The organism is Commensalibacter melissae, assembly GCF_003691365.1.
In the GTDB taxonomy this organism is placed as follows: domain Bacteria; phylum Pseudomonadota; class Alphaproteobacteria; order Acetobacterales; family Acetobacteraceae; genus Commensalibacter; species Commensalibacter melissae.
The window spans coordinates 787,351-805,915 of the sequence record NZ_CP033087.1; the positions used below are offsets into that span (position 1 = coordinate 787,351).

The 18,565-nt window shown below is 35.7% G+C and carries 15 protein-coding genes; 10 read left to right on the forward strand and 5 right to left on the reverse strand.

Annotated features, from left to right (window positions below):
• Positions 1-86: 86 nt before the first annotated feature.
• Positions 87-1,574: a malate dehydrogenase (quinone) gene (gene mqo / locus D9V35_RS03610; RefSeq protein ID WP_205910321.1), complete on the forward strand. Its 1,488-nt coding sequence runs from the start codon at positions 87-89 to the stop codon at positions 1,572-1,574.
• Between the two features lie 45 nt (positions 1,575-1,619).
• On the opposite strand, the gene D9V35_RS03615 is transcribed toward mqo, so the two are convergent.
• From D9V35_RS03615 to D9V35_RS03625, 3 genes are all read right to left on the reverse strand, one after another.
• Entirely contained in the window at positions 1,620-2,921 is a 1,302-nt protein-coding gene (locus tag D9V35_RS03615; protein ID WP_122123405.1) for a multidrug effflux MFS transporter, read from the reverse strand.
• Between the two features lie 170 nt (positions 2,922-3,091).
• Positions 3,092-3,913, reverse strand: a complete 822-nt coding sequence (locus D9V35_RS03620; protein WP_122123406.1) for a fructosamine kinase family protein — start codon at positions 3,911-3,913, stop codon at positions 3,092-3,094.
• The gene (locus D9V35_RS03625; RefSeq protein ID WP_122123407.1) at positions 3,910-4,383 is read right to left on the reverse strand and encodes a low molecular weight protein-tyrosine-phosphatase; all 474 of its coding nucleotides are present in this window, start codon (positions 4,381-4,383) and stop codon (positions 3,910-3,912) included. Before D9V35_RS03625 ends, D9V35_RS03620 begins: the two co-directional genes overlap by 4 nt.
• 309 nt (positions 4,384-4,692) lie before the next feature.
• On the opposite strand from D9V35_RS03625, the gene D9V35_RS03630 reads away from it, so the two are divergent.
• The 5 genes from D9V35_RS03630 to D9V35_RS03650 are packed head-to-tail and all read left to right on the forward strand — an operon-like array spanning position 4,693 to position 10,827.
• The gene (locus tag D9V35_RS03630) at positions 4,693-7,167 is read left to right on the forward strand and encodes an adenylate/guanylate cyclase domain-containing protein (protein ID WP_122123408.1); all 2,475 of its coding nucleotides are present in this window, start codon (positions 4,693-4,695) and stop codon (positions 7,165-7,167) included.
• On the forward strand, positions 7,164-8,192 hold the full coding sequence (locus tag D9V35_RS03635) for an MlaE family ABC transporter permease (protein ID WP_122123409.1): 1,029 nt from the start codon (positions 7,164-7,166) through the stop codon (positions 8,190-8,192). Before D9V35_RS03630 ends, D9V35_RS03635 begins: the two co-directional genes overlap by 4 nt.
• Before the next feature lie 2 nt (positions 8,193-8,194).
• Positions 8,195-8,884 carry a P-loop NTPase family protein gene (locus D9V35_RS03640; RefSeq protein ID WP_122123410.1) on the forward strand — a complete coding sequence of 230 codons (690 nt, stop codon included), beginning with the start codon at positions 8,195-8,197 and terminating at the stop codon, positions 8,882-8,884.
• A gap of 45 nt (positions 8,885-8,929) precedes the next feature.
• Entirely contained in the window at positions 8,930-9,886 is a 957-nt protein-coding gene (locus D9V35_RS03645; protein ID WP_110438851.1) for an MlaD family protein, read from the forward strand.
• Positions 9,883-10,827, forward strand: a complete 945-nt coding sequence (locus D9V35_RS03650; protein WP_122123411.1) for a hypothetical protein — start codon at positions 9,883-9,885, stop codon at positions 10,825-10,827. Before D9V35_RS03645 ends, D9V35_RS03650 begins: the two co-directional genes overlap by 4 nt.
• A 17-nt stretch (positions 10,828-10,844) precedes the next feature.
• Here D9V35_RS03650 and D9V35_RS03655 read toward each other — a convergent pair whose 3' ends face one another.
• A complete protein-coding gene (locus tag D9V35_RS03655; protein ID WP_122123412.1) occupies positions 10,845-11,243 on the reverse strand; it encodes a DUF423 domain-containing protein in 399 nt (132 codons plus the stop codon).
• Between the two features lie 409 nt (positions 11,244-11,652).
• Here D9V35_RS03655 and D9V35_RS03660 point away from each other — a divergent pair, with 409 nt between their 5' ends.
• The 4 genes from D9V35_RS03660 to mdoH all read left to right on the forward strand — a co-directional run bounded on the left by D9V35_RS03660 (position 11,653) and on the right by mdoH (position 17,001).
• Positions 11,653-12,174, forward strand: a complete 522-nt coding sequence (locus tag D9V35_RS03660; protein ID WP_122123413.1) for a hypothetical protein — start codon at positions 11,653-11,655, stop codon at positions 12,172-12,174.
• A complete protein-coding gene (locus D9V35_RS03665; RefSeq protein WP_122123414.1) occupies positions 12,174-12,782 on the forward strand; it encodes an NUDIX domain-containing protein in 609 nt (202 codons plus the stop codon). Before D9V35_RS03660 ends, D9V35_RS03665 begins: the two co-directional genes overlap by 1 nt.
• 236 nt (positions 12,783-13,018) lie before the next feature.
• A complete protein-coding gene (locus tag D9V35_RS03670; RefSeq protein ID WP_122123415.1) occupies positions 13,019-14,575 on the forward strand; it encodes a glucan biosynthesis protein in 1,557 nt (518 codons plus the stop codon).
• A gap of 221 nt (positions 14,576-14,796) precedes the next feature.
• The gene (gene mdoH, locus D9V35_RS03675) at positions 14,797-17,001 is read left to right on the forward strand and encodes a glucans biosynthesis glucosyltransferase MdoH (RefSeq protein ID WP_122123416.1); all 2,205 of its coding nucleotides are present in this window, start codon (positions 14,797-14,799) and stop codon (positions 16,999-17,001) included.
• Between the two features lie 197 nt (positions 17,002-17,198).
• Here mdoH and D9V35_RS03680 read toward each other — a convergent pair whose 3' ends face one another.
• Complete coding sequence (locus D9V35_RS03680) at positions 17,199-18,464, reverse strand: DNA adenine methylase (protein WP_122123417.1); 1,266 nt, start codon at positions 18,462-18,464, stop codon at positions 17,199-17,201.
• Positions 18,465-18,565 lie beyond the last annotated feature (101 nt).

Consider the following 18,565-nt stretch of genomic DNA (forward strand, 5'->3'; position numbering starts at 1 on the left):
TTATCATAAATTAATAGGTTATTTAGATAACGTGTCGTATAAATAAAAAAGTGAATAATTTTCAGTTATTAAAATATGTTGATCAAATGAAAAATATATCTATGCATGAAGTCAAAGATGCTGTCCTTGTTGGTGCTGGCATTGTAAGCTCTACGTTGGGCACATTATTAAAAGAATTTAATCCTGATTATAAAATTACCATTTTAGAAAGATGTTCCGAAGGTGGCGATGAAAGTTCAGCGGCATGGAATAATGCGGGAACAGGTCATGCTGGTTTATGCGAATTGAATTACACTCCCTTTATTAAGGGGGAGGAAATAAATTTAACCCGCGCAATTGTCACGAATTCCAGATTTGAGACTTCACGCTTGTTTTGGAGCTATTTGGTCGAGCAAGGGAAATTTACAACGGTTCGGGATTTTATAAATCCAGTACCTCATTGCAGTTTTGTTTATGGGGCTGATAATGTTGCATTTTTAAAGCATCGATATGATAAAATTCGTGAATTTGCAGGATTTGCAAAAATGGAATTTACTGAAGATCATCAAAAAGTTAAGGAATGGGCGTCGCTGGTTGGTAATGGTCGAAATGCAAGTGAAAAAATTGCATTGACACGTGTGAAGGGTGGTACAGATGTAAATTATGGTGCCTTGACACGTAAATTATTGGCACAACTTGAAAAATATGATGACGTTTCCATTCAATATGATGAGCAGGTTGTTGATATAAAACGGGTTAATGGTGTTTGGGAAATAAAATATAAAAATCGGATAAGTGGTTACGAAAATATTGTTTTATCAAAATTCGTTTTTATAGGTGCAGGTGGCGCAGCGCTATTATTGTTACAGAAATCCGGCATACCTGAGGGACGTGGACTGGGTGGATTTCCAGTAAGCGGTCAATGGTTACGATGTGATAATCCCACGATTGTAGAACAGCACCATGCCAAGGTTTACAGCCTATCCATGGAAGGATTGCCTACTGTTGTGGCACCGCATTTGGATACACGTGTCATTGATGGTAATAAATCAATCCTATTTGGTCCATTTGCCGGATTTACAACTAAATTTCTAAAAAAGGGTTCATATTTTGATTTCCTTTCATCGGTTCGTTTGGAAAATATTGAACCTTTATTATCTGTGGCGATACATAATATTGACTTTATTCGATATCTTATTCGCCAGAGTACACAAACGATGGACGACCGTATTAATGCTTTACTCCGTTTCTATCCCCAGGCAAAAAAATCAGATTGGAAACTTCAGGTTGCTGGACAGCGTGTTCAAATTATCAAAAGAGATCCATATGGTAAACCAATCCTGCAAATGGGTACCGAGGTTATAACATCCAGTGATAAATCCCTTGCCGCTTTACTGGGTGCCTCTCCTGGTGCCTCTGTATCAGTTTCAATTATGGTGAACCTGATTAAAAAATGTTTTCCTGAGCAAGTCCAGGGAAAATGGGCCAAGAAATTGCATGAAATATTCCCTGCTGAAGAACAGGAACTTCAAAAAGATGCGGGAATTTATAACAAATTGCATGATTTTTCTGATAAAGCGTTACAATTAACTTAGGATTTTATTTGAATAGTTTTAAATACCCATTTAAAATGGGTATTTTTATTTCAAATCTTTGATAAGTCGATCAAAATTATTATTTCCTTTGTTTACTCTTTCTTGCATTTTTGAAATAATTTTGCATGTCGCATATTGACGCCATAAATTACAAAGAAAGAATCCAAATACTCCTATAAAAACACCAATTGCTACGTAGAGCATGTTATCTTGGGGCAAAAGACCCATAATCCAGCTGCTTAATGCACCAAGAATAAATTGAATGGTTCCCAATAATGCGGACGCACTTCCTATTTTTCTTCCATGTAGGGTAAAGGCAAATATGGTACAATTAGGAAAAATAAATCCTAGGCATCCCATGATTATTACAATTGGAGAACAAACCAATATAATGCCTAGACAATTATGAGGTAGTGGTAAAAAGCAAAGAATAATAAACAGGATTGAAACGATAAATGCTACATTTACCGCACAGTTTGTTAAAAAGCTTGGTTTAAATTTGTTAATTAAAATACCATTGAGCTGATTACAACCGGCAATTACAGCGGAATTGATACCAAACCAAAGTGCTAGCTGCAATTTAGAAAAATGCATAACATTACTCAATATATCAGGTGTACCGCTCAAATAGGCAAATATCATGAAAAGTCCAAAACTGGTTATCAAAGTGTTTGAACTAAAGACAGGCTCTTGAACAATGCGAATATATCGCCATAAAATTGATCGGATAGAGGATTGAATGCGGTATTTAATGGGTAAAGTGTCAGGAAGCATTATTATTACTGAAACAGTGCCCAAAAAGCCGTAGATTGTCATTATCCAGAATAGGACGCGCCAGGGAAATTTGGCAACAATGAGACCACCAAGTGTTGGCGCTGCAATAGGAACAATCGCACCAACCAATGCCAGTTGTGCCATTATTTTAATGCCTCTCTTTCCGGTGGCAATATCCCTTACCATAGCTCGAGGAACAACCATGGCGGTTGAACCTCCTAGCGATGAAAGAAGGCGGCATAAGCAAAAAAGATAAAAATTTGAAAAGATTGCACAACCTGCCGAACCAAAAGTGAAAAGTAACATGCCTAAAAATAGAGGAGCCCGACGTCCGTATCGGTCAGATATTGGACCAGATGTAAATTGACCAATGGCTAAGCCAATAAACCATACCGTTAAGGTGATCTGAGCTGCACCATTGCCATAACCTGCCAAATCTTGACTGATCTGAGGAAAGGCGGGAAGATACATATCTGTTGCAAGGGGACCAATTGCAGTCAACAGGCCAAGTATGACTATAATCCACCAGGATAAATCTATAGTGTTTAGGTTATCTTGTTTCAATTTATTCATAGTTTCGTTTTAAATTTATTATGTTAGTAAATAGATTATTAATGAATTAATTCAATATAAATTAAATGTTACGTATAAAAAATATCGGTTTAATCAGGCTGATAATTTTATCATTTACACCTTACGGATTTTTGTGCATATGATGGAATAAAGGATAAAAACATCTGAATTTATATTTTTAGATCATCAAGAATTTTGTTTAGCATTCGTAAATAATAATTTCCAAAAAGAATGTAATGAATAATCAAAGGGAATATTTGATAAATTGCCAAACGTTTTTGCCATCCTTTCTCAAGAAGATTATAAGATTGATAAAAAATGTCATAAGGATTACCAAAAAGGTTTAACATGGCAATATCAACTTCATTATGGCCATAATAACAGGCTGGGTCAATTAAATAGGGTTGATTGTAATGGGCAAGGATATTACCGGTCCATAAATCTCCATGAAGGAGGCTAGCTATAGGATGATCAGGCAAAAAATCATCAAGTTTGATAATAAGATTTTCTATTTTTTTTGCAGTTGTTACGGGTAAATGGGACAGGTAACATGCCAAACGCCATTCACCCCAAAATTTTACCCAACTAGATGAGGGTGTATTGATAACATTGATTGTTCCAAAAGCATAATTGTCTTCCCAGCCATAATTGGAGTTATGGATGTTATGAAGTTTGGTTAACATTTTTCCAAGATTGGACCATGTTTCCAAGGAAAAAGAATTTGTTTCCTTAATTCTTTCCAAAATTAAAATTTCTGAATTGGCAAGAATGACCTTTGGAACATCAATGCCATTACTTGCAAGAAATTTAAGCATTTTTCCTTCACTTTGAGGAGATGCACCATTTTTGATCACATAATTTTTCTTGTTTTTTGTTATGATATGGAATGTTTCGGAAACATCACCCTGGGTTAAGGGTTGTGCTTGTTCTATCTTGTCATTAAGATATTTTTCCGCAATGGAAATGAGGGCAGAGGGAGGGTAAATATTCATGATATTTGCTGTTCAAAATAATTTGCCAGATTATGACAAGCCTCGTTTATTTGAGACCATGTTCGTGAAAAAGCATCTTGATTTCTGTAATAGGGATCTGAAATTTCTTCATTCTGATGATTGGGAATATAATCAAGCAATAATTTTATTTTACTATCAGTATCATATGGTGCCAATTTTTTTAATTGAACGATATTTTTATGATCCATGCCAATTATATGCGTAAAATCATGAAAATCCTGTAGCTGAATTTGCCTTCCAAGATAATGGCGAATGTCTATTCCATGTTTCATGACCTCATGTATGGTACGCGGATCTGGGGGTTGATCAATATGCCATGCTCCCAATCCTGCAGAATCAACAAAAACTGGCAATTTCTTTTTTTTGACTTCTAGACCGAAAGCAGCTTCAGCCATGGGAGAACGACAAATATTACCCAAACAGACAAACAATACTGAATATAAAGCCATAGAAAACTCAATGTTATGATAATAAATTGTTGAGGAATATATTGATTTTGCAAATCTATTTTTATGTTAAAATACTTTTGCTATCATGACAATGCTAAGCTTCATAAGTTTTTTTAACTGTTTTAATAAGCAAATTTGGTAATTTATGCAAATTAATATATAGTAACTGCTATAATTATGATGATTCACATATCAGTTTATTATAATTTATTTTATGTTAGTTATTTTTTCATATAGAATATGGATTTTGCTAATTTAATTATTTAAAATAATAAAAATTCTGAATGGTTTAAATCAAGGGGATGATAGGTGCCTGCTGGTGAAATTGTTGATCCAACCAAAAATCCAGTAAATCGTTTGTGGCGTTTTTTTCTGCGAATTGGTATTCCCGTGCTTGGGGTTATTTTGGTTTCTTTTGTCGTGGTTGGGGTAACCCTTCATTCTTATCACACGACAAAAGCTGGGATTTCAAAATTATCACATGTGATTTTGCAAACTGAACAATCCAGGATTTCCGAAGAAATATTGTCTTATCTCAATCCAGCCACCAAGGGTGGGGGGTTGGCGGTTGATATGTTAAGTCATATTCCATCCGAATATAAATGGGGAATGTTTTATAGTTATGCGATGAGCAGTTTACATCGTACGAAACAGGCTGAATCTTTTTATTTGGCTGATAGTGATGGTCGTTTCAATATGGTTGAACGTGTTCCTGATCATCCTGACCAAGTAAGGGTTATAACATTGGAGCCAGATCAAAAAGGTGGACGTTTTTTAGAGGAATATCACATTTTTGACAGTAAAAAGGTTATTAAAACACGTTATATGCCAGCCAACGCCTATGATCCTCGTTTACGTGCCTGGTATCATACAGCAGTTGAAAATAATAAATTGACTTGGTCTTCACCTGTTTTGATGCCAACAAAAAAAGGGTTGGCGGTGACGGCATCTATACCTTTTGTGGATAAAGATGGAAAAAAAAATGTTTTTGCAATGAATATCTCCTTGCAAGAATTGACGAAATTTTTGGCTTCCATAAAATTGAGCAATAATGCGCGGATCATAATCATTGACAATACTGGTCATATTATTGCCTCTCCCAATCTATTGACCTATTTTGTTGGAAATGAATGGAATCCCCAAGATTCAAAAATCAATCCTGCGGTAAATCCCGTGATAGCCAGAGCATATGATCAATTTCAGATCCAAGGTTCTGGTATTCATTCCTTTAAAATGGAAAAAAAACCTGATCTTGGTCAGGGACAGGATCAGAAAAAAAATTCAAAAAATATTATTGATAAACAGAAACAAGTCGCTGGCAATTATATTTGCGTAACTTCCAGATTACCTGATTCAATACAGAAATGGGTTATCATGATTGTTATACCAGAAAAAGATTTTTCTGGTTTTGTAGCTTTAGGGGCAAAGCAGAATCTGCTTTTTTCCTTGTTGGTTGTTGCATTGGCCGCATCAATGGCGGGATTACTGATTTATCAGGGACATCGTATGGATAAACTTGGTCTGCGTTTCCAGCATATTCAAAATGTGGTTGAACAGGAAAGTGACGCTATAGAGATGGTAGCCTCAACGCCGGAAGTTTTTGACCCGAGAAATGAAGCGCTTATTCTTACCGAAAAACTTTGCAAGCTGGTTTCTGCACATCGAGTCAGTATTTGGCATTTTTCAACTGATCATAAATCCTTGATTTGCAATGATATATATGATCGGACAGAAGATAATCATGCTGGTGGATATGAATATTCTATTTCGGAATTACCCAATTTTTTTGAATTGCTTGATGCAGGTGAAACAGTTGTTGTGGACAATGCTGAACATGATCAGAGAACGGCTGAATTATATCGACTGTTTATGAACTCTGTTTCTACTCGATCGCTGATGATTACCCCTGTTTTAAGTAAAATTGGAACAATAGGGGCAATTCTGGTTGAGGATACGCCTTATCTTTATAATATAAATCATATCACAAAAATTTTTGCTGGGCTGGTTACAATGCGTTTTGTTGCGGCCCAAGTTGAATTCGACCAGATTGGCAAACACCAAAGACTACACTATGAAAATGGTGAAGTTTCTTCTCAGAAAGAATTTTTGAAAAAAACGGTCGAAGATGATTTGGAAAATACGGAAAAAGATATTAATCATGATTATCTGATAGATCCGGGTCAGTTTTCAAAAAATAAAATTAATTTCGGTCAATTTGATAAACAAGGCGAACAAACCATATATCCTGCTGTTGCGATGATGGATATTTCATTTAGTGGGTTTTTGTCTTCTGATATTCAACATACGGTGGAATTAATCAAACCTGTCAAAAATTTAGTCATTGTATTGGAGAAAATCGCACAGAAATATGGTATTTTCTACGTAAGAATTATGGGTGGTCATCTGATTGCTGTGACGGGATGTTCAAAGGAGCCAGATATCACCGCCCCGATCAGATTGGCCCAAGCGGCAATAGATATGCGAGAGGCCTGTCTGGAGATTATCCCCCATAAATATACAAGTTCTACATTTGGGATTGGAATAGATGTTGGTCCAGCAATCGGGTCCTGGTTTGGCAAGGACGCAAAAACTTTTGCATTATGGGGGCCCGTGGTCGGAATGTCTTCATTGATGGCACAAATGGCCAAAGATGATGCAACGATTCAAGTGACACAAGAAGCCTATGCGGCTTTAAGAAACGATTTCCTGTTCAGATCAAGAGGAAATTTTTTTATTCCTGATATGGGTGTTGCTGATATATTTATTCTTGCTGGCAGACGATGAACGATTATCAAAATAATAATGACCAGTATGCCAAAAGGGAGAGTGCTCCCAGATCGGATAAACAGGTCGAAACGATTTTATCGAGCTTGAATGATAATGGTATTCATGATGTTGATCGATATATGGAATCCATTCGTATTCGTGAAGCTGAACAGGGACAAACATTATATGAACGTTTGAAAACTGTAGAACCGGGTTTCTTTTCGATTTTCAGAAAAATTGGAATTGTTATTTTTTGGTATATGCAGCCTGTTCTGAATGTAATTGGTTCAGCAACACGCAGTTATTTTCGGTTTCTTTTGTCTGTTCTGGCAGTTTCATGGGGAGTGCTGGTTGAAAGCATCTCCCCTTTAACATGGCGTAGGACAGTAAAGTATGAATTCAAAAGAATGGTAGGGTTGGCCATTGGCGGTGGATTTTTCAGCACTTTCTTTACGGCTAGTCTTGCGGGTTTGGCTGTGGTTTCTCAAGCGATTTTATGGCTTGGCGCAGCAGGATTAACCAAAATGACTGGACCCATCCTGGTTACAGTTCTGGTTCGAGAACTGGCCCCGGTGCTGGTGGGAATGATTTTATTAGGAAGAAATGGCATTCTGACCGTAACGGAATGCAGTTTACTAGCAATGGGTGGACAGCTTAAATTTTTTACGTCTATGGGAATAGATGCTTTTATAACCATTGTAGTGCCAAGAGCCTGGGCTTTTACTATTGCCAGTTTTACCCTGGGAATGGTTTTTGGTATTATCTCGTTATTCATGGGATATCTGGTAACTTATTTTATGGGGACAATGCATGATTCCATTTGGATGTTCTACAGTAATATCCTCGCCGCAATGACGGGATGGGATTATATTCTGGTACCCTCAAAATTTATCGTTATGGGTTTTTTGATTGGTGTTGGTTCTTGTATCACTGGTATGAATGTCAAAGTTACAGATGATCCTGCAACGTTATTGCCCAAAGGTTTTACGCGCGGTATTTTGCTCATCATGGTGGTTAATATTTTATTTACAATAGGATTTTAGTGATGGTGGATAAAATATTATTGAATATAGATAACGCCAAACCTTCATTTGAAGAGAGCGCGTTGCCTTATGTGCCATACAATTTAAAATTGCGGGCAGGCGAATGTATCATTGTTGAAACGGGCAGTATGGAGTTATCAACTGCTTTAGCAGATTTATGTAGTGGTATTGTCAAGTTAGATGAAGGAAGTGTCAAATTTGAGGGGATGGAATGGTCTTCTCTGAATGAGCCAAGATTATCTGCGTTAAGGGGAAGAATAGGTCGTATATTTCAACAGGGTGGTTGGGTTGATATGTATCCTGTCGCAATCAATATCTTGATGCCAATGTTGCATCATTCCTCTTTAGCTATCGATAAATTGACCAGGCAGGCTTTGACACTATGTCGAATTTTTGGTTTGCCTGGTCTTCCCATGGATACGCCTCGCCATATGATGCCGGTAGATTTACATAGGGCTGCATGTGTGAGGGCCTTGTTGGGAAACCCTGATCTAATTTTATTGGAGCACCCTTTTGAAGGATTTTCAGAAGATTTGTTATTCCCACTGTTTGAAATGTTGAATACGGCACAAAATAAAGGGGCCGGTGTTATTTGCTTTACACAACAGTTTTCTTTGTGGAATTATTATAGGGAACGGGTGACGCATTGGATGCGGTTGCAGGAAAAAGGGTTAACATTGGAAAATCAATAAGAATATTTATCCTTAATTGCATGAATGATACGGTTATAAAATAAAATGTTTAACAGCAAACGATACACAAAAGCGCGACAGTTATTTCAGCTAAGATATGCTAATGAGTGGACAGGTGGTCTTGTTCTTTTATGCTTATTGGCATTTATTGGTGCAATTATTGAAGCTGGTGTATTACGGGACTGGCTTACCCCTGCGGCACAACTGAATATTATCCTGCCACAAACAGGTGTTGACAATCTATCGGTTGGAGATGATGTGGAGGTATTCGGTATTAATGCGGGGACCATACAAAAAATCAATGTCAATTCTGATGGTGGTTTAACAGCAATAGCAATGCTGGATCCCCAGATCAGAACTTTTATCAGACGAGATAGTACAGTCACCATCAAACGTAAATTTGCCGTAGCAGGTGCTGCTTTTGTTTCTATAACAAGAGGGTATAGTACGCCGCTAAATTGGCGTTATGCTGTTTTGTCGGCGAAGACAGAGCCTAATCCTGCAGACCAGATTTCACAAATGGTATTGCAAATTCATAAACGTATTGTTCCAATTATGGATAGTGCAAAAAATATGATGGCTTCACTTGAAATGACAGTTGAGGGAATTCAACAGGGGCGTGGAACAGTCGGTCGTTTGGTTAATAATGATGAATTAATCAGAAGAGCTGAAAATATGGTTCAAACAATCAACAATGTTATTGAACAATTGAAACCGATTGAAAATAATATTAATCATGTTGTTAAAAATTCTGATAAGGTCATGGTTAATTTCAAAAAAGTTTCCAGAGATTTAAGCAAGGCTTCACCTTCTTTGAAACCGATAGCTAAAAATGTTCAAGATGCAACGGCAGAGTTGCCGGATATGATGATTCAATTGCAATCAACAATGGGTGATCTACAACGATTGATTATACAACTGAAAAGTATGTGGATATTGGGTGGAAATGGAAAAGCGCCTCATAAAACAAAACGTCTACATGCAAGAGAGGTAAGACCATGATAGGAAATTTAGGAAAGATTCCGTTTTGTCTTACAGGTTTTCTATTTCTGGCAGCATGCGGCGTTACACAAAATGATCCACCTAGAGATGAGCCTTTGCAACGAACTATGGACGTTGCCAAACAGGGAGTATTTTATAATCGGTTAAAACAGGCTGAAATAAATTATCTAAAATCATATCAATTTGCTTTAACCCGTGATGATCAGAATGATATTGAGAATGCAGGTTATAATTTGGCTGTTGTTCAGTTGGATATGAATAATAAGCAGAAGGCTTATGAAACTGTTCAGGCTGTCCGTAACGAATTATATATTAGAGACGAAAAAAATAGTCCTCAACTGGATTTAGTTGAAGCAGCCATTTTATACCGGTTGCATCGTCAAGACGAGGCTTTGAGACTTTTACAAAATGCGGTACAAACGTCGCAAGATGATATACGGGAACGGGCTTATTTTTTCATAGGATTGATTGCTAACGATCAAAATAATATTTCCCTGTTGGTTAAAGCTTCTCAAAAGCTTGATCAATTAATTCTAAAAGATAAAAATGCAAGAAAAGAGGATAGTTGGAAAGCGGATCAAGGTGAATTGCATGCATTGTTGAATTATAGAAATGGGAAATATGATGATGCTATTACCACGTCAAGATTTGTAGAGGTAAGCCGTCGTCAACAAATTGAATATAGAGCAATGGTTAGGGCGCTTGTTATTCAGGCTATGGCTTATGAATCAAAAGGTGATCGGATTCAGGCAGCCAATTTATATATAAGGGCTGGCAAAAGTGCCCGATTTTTAAAAGAATATACAGATGCCAAGAATTATTTGTATAAAGCTGTTGCATTACAGGCTGATCAAATAACTAATAATTTGGCATCTCATGAATTATCAACTGTGAGACAAGAAGAATTTAATATGAAAGAAAATTCTTTAGATAATAATTAATGGCAATAATAATAATTTTATTTAAGAAATAGAGCTAAAATCGCTAAATATAGCCAACCAAAAATAAGAAGAGTACCTCCGATTGGTGCTATGGGTAAAAATGGATGAAAACCGGTGAAACTGATGTAAAAGACACCTGAGCAAAACAAAGTTAACCCTAGAGTAAATATACATCCGATTAGAAAAAGATGTAAATTTAGTTTCCATATTTTTTGTAATATGGAAACTGATATCAAGGCTAATCCGTGAATGAATAATATATTATCCGCTATTCGACTCATATTTCTGCCATCATTAATGAAATATTGATCTGGTAAATGGGAGGTGAGGGAAGAAAATATAACTGCCAGTAAACAGTAAAGTGCCCCGAAGGCGAGAGAAATATTAATAAATAAAAATTTTCTTTGGAATTCCATTTTTCACCTTATTTATACGATTTAAAGAGTTGAAAAAAAACTATTTATGAATTAAGTATAAAAAAATAATATAAAGATTTAAGATGGCAAAGAGGTTAAAAGAATAATAAAAAAAATTGTGTATTATTAATTATAAAATAAAATTATATTAAAAGTATTTTATAAATATTGCAAAATATATTAATTTTTTAGGCAATACTAAATAAAAACGTGTAAGTCAAAAAATAACAATTAAGTTTATTAATTCATTGTAATAGCGAAATAAACTTGAATATTTGTTTAAAAAATCGAAAATATTAATTTTTCTAGAGATTTATCTCTAGAATTTATCACTTAATAACCAATATAAACCAATAAAAATATTTATACTTAATAATAAGCATGATTTTTAAAATGGGAATTTTTTTTAATGAGAACTGATAATAAAGAAGAAAAATTTTCGAATATAACTGATATAGATGCTGTTAAAAGGGCGTTGGAAAGTATAGGGGATTCTACAAATAAAAAGATAGTGAAAGAAAAAGGAAATGATAATTTTCCTAAAAGACGGTTTATCAGGGATCAAGGAGTAATTGTTAAAAAACAGAATTCAGAAAAATTTTCTAGAAAAACATATTTTCAAGATTTTTCTGTTGATGATAAACTGTCAAAATATAACCGAAAATTATCGATAACAAACGAAAAAGATGAAAATAATTTCAAAACCATTCTTAAACATGTTGAAATACTTGTTGAAAAAATGGCATTGATGCAAAAACAAGTCGAGAATTTGGAAAAATTGAATATTCAACTTTCAGAACAATTCAAGAGTGTGACATCCAGTTTTAATAAACCAAATGAAATTGAGACTGTTGAGATTATGGAAGATGATGATATTGTTGATGAATTGGGACAAAAACCGGTCAAATGGTGGATTAGAAAGCTTGACTAATGTCCAAACTGATTGTTAAACATTATGAAAATTTATGGAAAGGACATTTTAAACTTGATAGAGCAGAAGCTGTTCAGAAATATTCGGATGGTAATGAAAAGTCTATCAAGCGTGAAATATTAAGAGTAAATGACAGTGTTGCGGTTTTATTATTTCGTCATGATAATGGAAACATTATTTTAACTTCACAATGGCGGGCACCTGTTCTTGCAAGAGGTGACGATAATAATCCGGTTATAGAAGTATGTGCAGGCAACATAGATTCATCAGATTATGATCCCTTAAAAAAAAATCCATTGGAAGCGGCTTATCAAGCTGCTTACCGAGAGGTAAAAGAAGAGACAGGTTGGCATATAAATCAGTTGTATCATTTATTTTCCTTGTATAGTTCGCCAGGAATCACAACAGAAAAATTATATTTTTTTATCGCTTCCGTGGATAAGCAAAATCAAAAAGGTGGTGGATTACGACAGGAAGGCGAAAATATTGAAATATTGGAAATGAAATTGACGTTGGCCTTTGAATGGATCAAAGAAAATAAAATTGTTGATTTGAAAACGGTATTTTTGTTACAATATTTCGGTAATAATATTAATCTATTTATATAAGACTAAATATTTATATGTAATTCAAATAATCTTTTGGCTGAAAAATCAATATAATTATATCAGTCTGTATCATGTTTGTAGAAAAAAAGTCGTGCAGACGAAAGATTTTATATTTACTTGTCTATACGGTTATATTGTTTTTAATTGTAATTAGTGTTGATTTTAACTAGTATTTACTCGTTTATAAATTTAAAACGTGTAAAGATAATTTGTAACAGAAGAATAAGGAATAAGTCGTGGTATTTCGTCGGGATCTTTTGCGTACTACAGCAGGAGCCTCCTTGGTTGGAATAGTTGGTGGAATAACAAATATTTCCCCAGTATCTCTTGCAAGGGCAGATGAACATAATTCTGTGGATCAGGGAAAACCATTTGATCAAACTACGGTAAGACAATTGGCAAAATCAATGGCGCAACGTGCGTATAAGGCACCTGATGATCATTTGCCAGATGTGATTGACAAACTAGATTTTGATGGATTTAGGGGAATTGAATTCCGCCATGAAAGAGCTTTATGGAATAATGAAAATTTAAATTTTGCTATTGAATTCTTTCCGAGAGGTTTTTTATATCGACCACGTATAGATATTTACGAGGTAATTGATGGGGTTTCCAAGCCTGTTCAATATCATTCTGACATGTTTTCCTATGCGGATCCTAAACACAAAATTGATCAGGATTTAGGATTTTCTGGCCTGAAATTGATGACCAAACTCAATCAATCGGAAACGATGGAAGAATTTGCAGTATTTTTAGGTGCATCCTATTTCAGGGCGATAGCCAAAGGTCAACAATATGGTTTGTCTGCGCGTGGTTTTGCTAAGGGAACCGCGGATCCACAAGGGGAAGAATTTCCTCTATTTCGGGCGTTCTGGATTGTCAAGCCTAAAAACGGCATTGAATCGTTGGTTATATATGCATTGCTGGACAGCCCTTCATTAACCGGGGCATATTGCTTTACAATTCGCCCAGGTAACATGACAATATTCGATGTTGAAACCCATATCTATCCCCGTAAATTAATTTCTAATGGCGGAATTGCCCCTCTGACTGGCATGTTTTATTTTGATGCCAATGATCGTAATCATATTGATGATTGGCGTCCTGCCGCCCATGACAGTGAGGGTCTTCTTATATGGACGGGTACAGGACAACAAATATGGAGACCTTTAACCAATCCCGTTGATTTACAATATTCTGTTTTTGTTGATAACGCGTTAAAGGGTTTTGGCCTAATTCAACGTAAACATGCCTTTAGCCAGTATGAAGATCTGTCTTTGCATTATGAATTAAGACCAACCGCCTGGGTTGAACCCGTGGGTGAATGGCAAGCGGGTAGTGTCAATTTGGTGGAAATACCTTCCCCCAGTGAAGTCAATGATAATATTGTGGCATTCTGGCGCCCCAAAGAAGTTTTTAGAGAAGGAAAAGAATATTCCTTTACTTACCGTTTATATTGGGGATGGGATAATCCATGGACAACATCCTTATCTCGTATTGCTGCAACCAGAATAGGGGCAGTTGTTGATAAACCGGATGTAAGATTTATTTGTATAGATTTTTTTGATGGTCCATTGAATGGCTATTCATCGGACAAACAATTGCATGTCAATGTATCCTCTTCCACGGGCCAAATTAGCAATATAAGCATGTATTCAGATACAAATTTGCATAAATGGAGAACGACTTTTGAGTTCGATCCTAAAGGAGCTAAAATGGCTGAATTGAAATGTGTTTTAATGGATGGGGATCAACCAATTTCCGAACAATGGACCTATCGTTGGACACCGTAACATATTTGTGAAATTTATTGTTTAATAACCCAAGCATGAAAAGCTTGGGATTTTTTTTAGGTAGGTATAAGAAACGGTTATTATTTTCAAAAATCATTTATCCATGTATGAGTAAATTGATTTTATAATCAACTTCTTGGATGCATTTGTTTCCAGTCTATTGAAATATTTATATTTGTAAGTTAGGCTTCGGGTATTTTAAATAGGAGAAAAAAATACTTATGGTTGAATTAAAGGTCAATAATCATTGTCATCTGCAAAATGATTTGAATGAAATCAAATTCCAAGACTTAACAGCTGACAAATTTGAATTTGCTGCCCTTCCTCCAGAATCTCCTATTGAAATGCCTGTGCAAAATTTATTTTCAAGGCCAAATATTTATAATCGTTCTAAAAGAATGAAAACTGAACCAAAGACAATTTTCTTTAGAAGATTGTTTGTTTTTTTATTATCTTTTTTATTAACGGCGTACGCCTCCTACGAAATGAATCTAGTGTTTAACAGCACAGGCATGAATTCCCTTGGCGTTATTATTCTGATTATTTTTACAGTATTGTTTTTATGGATTGCCTTTTCTTTTGTTTCATCACTTGGAGGATTTTTTGAGCAATTGAAACAAAAGGGAGGTCTTTCGCTAAATATCGATCCCAAAGCACAAATTCCTAATTTGCGTAATAAGACAGCAGTGCTAATGCCTACCTACAACGAGGATCCACATCGTGTTTTGGCTGGTTTGAAAGCAATCTTTAACAGTCTTCAAGCGACTGGTCAGGGTGATCACTTTGATTATTTCATTTTATCGGACACTACCGATCCGGATGTATGGGTTGAGGAAGAGGCAACTTATTTACGCCTGATTGAAGAAACAAAGGGTCTAAATAAGATTTTTTATCGACGTCGTTTTGAAAATACCGATCGTAAGGCTGGAAATTTGGGGGAATGGGTTCGACGTTTTGGTGGGGCCTATGAACATATGTTGACTCTTGATGCGGATAGCCTGATGGAAGGGGACACGATAGTAAGAATCTGTGCAGCCATGGAAGAAAACCCAGAAGTTGGATTGATTCAAACTTTACCGGTTATTGTCAATGGCACAACGTTGTTTGCGCGTTTGCAACAATTTGCCGGACGGGTTTATGGTCCTACTATCGCTTATGGTTTAGCATGGTGGCACGGGTCAGAAAGTAATTATTGGGGACATAATGCGATCATACGGATCAAGGCTTTTGCCGAGCAGGCTGGATTGCCCCATCTTCCAGCAGTGAGAAAACCTTTTGGTGGCATGATCATGAGTCATGATTTTGTTGAGGCGGCTTTGATGAGAAGGGGGAGATGGGCCATTCATATGGTTCCTGCATTACAGGGTTCCTATGAGGAAAGTCCGCCTTCCTTGACTGATATTGCTATCCGTGATCGTCGTTGGTGTCAGGGGAATTTGCAACATGCCATGATAATTCCAACAAAAAAGTTGAGCTGGATAAGTCGTATACATATGATAACAGGTATTGGAGCGTATGTAATGTCACCATTGTGGCTGTTATTTTTGCTTGCGGGTATTCTGGTATCACTACAGGCTTTATTCATGAAACCGGAATATTTCAGTACAACGGATCGCGTATTATTTCCTCACTGGCCCCAGGTTGATCCAGTTCAGGCTGAATATGTTTTTATTTTAACCATGCTTGTTTTGTTGGCCCCTAAATTTTTAGCGTGGATTGCCCTTTTGGCCAATCCTTTTTTAAGAAAAGGATGCGGTGGAGAAATCAAGGCTTTGTTCTCCATTGTTATTGAAACGCTTGTTGGTGGATTGATTGCACCTGTTGCGATGTTGATTCAAACCGCGGCGGTAGCGTCAATATTGTTGGGATATGATTCAGGATGGAATGCCCAACGTAGAGATGTCGGTTATATTCCCTTAAAAGATGTTATCCGGGATTATTGGCCACATACAGTTATTGGTATTTTAATGGGTGCAGCTGCCTGGGCAGTTTCCTTTTCTTTATTTTTATGGATGACACCTGTATTGCTGGGATTATTATTGGCAATTCCTCTAGTATGGGTGACTTCAAGTCAGAAAATCGGAATTTTATGTCGCAAATCGGGTTTGCTAATAATTCCTGAAGAAATTAATCCGCCAAATATTTTGCGACTTGATAAAAAAGAAAAAGAAAAAATTGCAAATTTGGAAATTAAAAATGCCTTTCACAATTTAGATAACAGTAAGCTAATTCAATTTCATTTGGCTCAGCTCCCTCAGGAACGGAATAAAGGGGAAGCTATTAATGCAAATGAATTGGTAAGTATTGTTAAAATTGAGGAGGCAGACAATCGTCAGCAACTTTTGGAGAATTTAACAAAAGCGGAAAAATCGGCTGTACTAGCTTGTAAAAAAGCTCTCATCAAATTTTTTAAAGTGCCATTATAAAGATTATAAAAAATGAGATAAAATCTTTAGAGATTGTCTTACTTCTATGCTAGGAAGTAAGACTTAAAATAAATCATATAATTTTTTATGGTTTTTCATTTTTAAAAATTAATTCAGAATGTAATATTGTTGAATAATCAACGGTTTAGTTAAATTGATTAGATAATGATTATTATATAATATTTAATATTTGTTTTTCAAAAACAATAAATAGTTTTGTTTTTATCTCTATTGTTCGATAAACGCATATTTTTTTCCAATTCAAAAATTTTTTCTGTCAGAATTTCACTGGATTGATTTGTTTTTTTTCCTTTTTTGGTTAGAATTACAAACTCTACGTTATTGGCTTTATGAGAATAACGCTGGCTGCTGACACGATAACGTTTATAAATTTTTGCAAAAATTGATACACGGCCAATTGTACAGTTTTGGCGTATCATTTCCTCCAAAGGTATAAAACCATCTGTACTATAGCTAGTCATTATCCATTGTGTAGGCAGAGTCTGAAGAAGTTTATTATAAGCATCACTTGCCTGTTTGCGAATGGTATAAGCACTTTTTCGGTCTTTTCTCCAATCCTTACGAATTGCAGATTTATCCCGGCAGGAAATTTTGTTGGATATATTAGGCTTGTCCCACAAGGTAATACTGTTCAGGACATGATAATTGGATCCGTATGGATGCTGGTTATAGGGTGGATCTAAATAGGCAATTGAGTAATCGGGTAAATTCATATTTTGTAATTTTTCAGCAAGAAGTTGTGCATCCATTTGAAAAATTAAATTTTCCTGATGATTGTTAAAAAATTGTATAGGATGTAGCTTTAAATCTCCCGCAATACGATAAAGGGCGGTTTTTGTTTGTCCGCCCCATCCCTTATGAAAGCCTTTGAAAACGCCACTTGTATTTGCATGATAACACGCACAATAAAGTAGTGGAGCAAGCAGGCAGGCAAATTGAATTTCGCTAAGTTTATCTTTTTGTTCCCATTCGAATATTTTTTCACGTATTGCATCAATTTTTAAACCGTTTTTTCGCATGTAAAAAAGCCGGTCTTTGGATAAATCATATTGGTCATCATTTTCAGGACATAAATGAGAGGTTACCCAATTCTGTATCGGTGGCAGATTATTTAGATACAGCAAAATATCTTCGTAGGATTGTTCATTGAAGAATTTGGGAGAAGATTGTATCTGTATTGAAGCAATATTGAGGATTCGGCTATAAGGTTCCCAATCATTGGAAAATACGCGATAGCCTATTTTTTTTGCAAGGCGGCTGACTACGCCGCTGCCTGAAAATAAATCTATAAACAATCCATTTTTTGGCGAACCTTTAGTTTTAGACATACCAAGATGAATTAAATCCAATAATTTTCGTTTATTCCCTATATAGGGTATAAGTTGATTAAATAAAAAGTTATCAGTTTGATAAGCTGAATGTTTTTCTTTATTCCACTGCATTTAGTATATTAAACTTGTATGGTTTACTTGTCACGATCATGAAGGAAGAGAAATACAAAATTATCATAGAGTAAATTTGATCAAAAATTTGTTTTGTATGA

What these genes read in the sequence shown, in the direction of transcription:
- D9V35_RS03665 (WP_122123414.1), top strand. Translation starts at nt 12,174, where the DNA reads ATGTCCAAACTGATTGTTAAACATTATGAAAATTTATGGAAAGGACAT.
- mqo (WP_205910321.1), top strand. Translation starts at nt 87, where the DNA reads ATGAAAAATATATCTATGCATGAAGTCAAAGATGCTGTCCTTGTTGGT.
- D9V35_RS03655 (WP_122123412.1), bottom strand. Translation starts at nt 11,243, where the DNA reads ATGGAATTCCAAAGAAAATTTTTATTTATTAATATTTCTCTCGCCTTC.
- mdoH (WP_122123416.1), top strand. Translation starts at nt 14,797, where the DNA reads ATGGTTGAATTAAAGGTCAATAATCATTGTCATCTGCAAAATGATTTG.
- D9V35_RS03615 (WP_122123405.1), bottom strand. Translation starts at nt 2,921, where the DNA reads ATGAATAAATTGAAACAAGATAACCTAAACACTATAGATTTATCCTGG.
- D9V35_RS03660 (WP_122123413.1), top strand. Translation starts at nt 11,653, where the DNA reads ATGAGAACTGATAATAAAGAAGAAAAATTTTCGAATATAACTGATATA.
- D9V35_RS03625 (WP_122123407.1), bottom strand. Translation starts at nt 4,383, where the DNA reads ATGGCTTTATATTCAGTATTGTTTGTCTGTTTGGGTAATATTTGTCGT.
- D9V35_RS03645 (WP_110438851.1), top strand. Translation starts at nt 8,930, where the DNA reads ATGTTTAACAGCAAACGATACACAAAAGCGCGACAGTTATTTCAGCTA.
- D9V35_RS03620 (WP_122123406.1), bottom strand. Translation starts at nt 3,913, where the DNA reads ATGAATATTTACCCTCCCTCTGCCCTCATTTCCATTGCGGAAAAATAT.
- D9V35_RS03635 (WP_122123409.1), top strand. Translation starts at nt 7,164, where the DNA reads ATGAACGATTATCAAAATAATAATGACCAGTATGCCAAAAGGGAGAGT.
- D9V35_RS03640 (WP_122123410.1), top strand. Translation starts at nt 8,195, where the DNA reads ATGGTGGATAAAATATTATTGAATATAGATAACGCCAAACCTTCATTT.
- D9V35_RS03680 (WP_122123417.1), bottom strand. Translation starts at nt 18,464, where the DNA reads ATGCAGTGGAATAAAGAAAAACATTCAGCTTATCAAACTGATAACTTT.
- D9V35_RS03650 (WP_122123411.1), top strand. Translation starts at nt 9,883, where the DNA reads ATGATAGGAAATTTAGGAAAGATTCCGTTTTGTCTTACAGGTTTTCTA.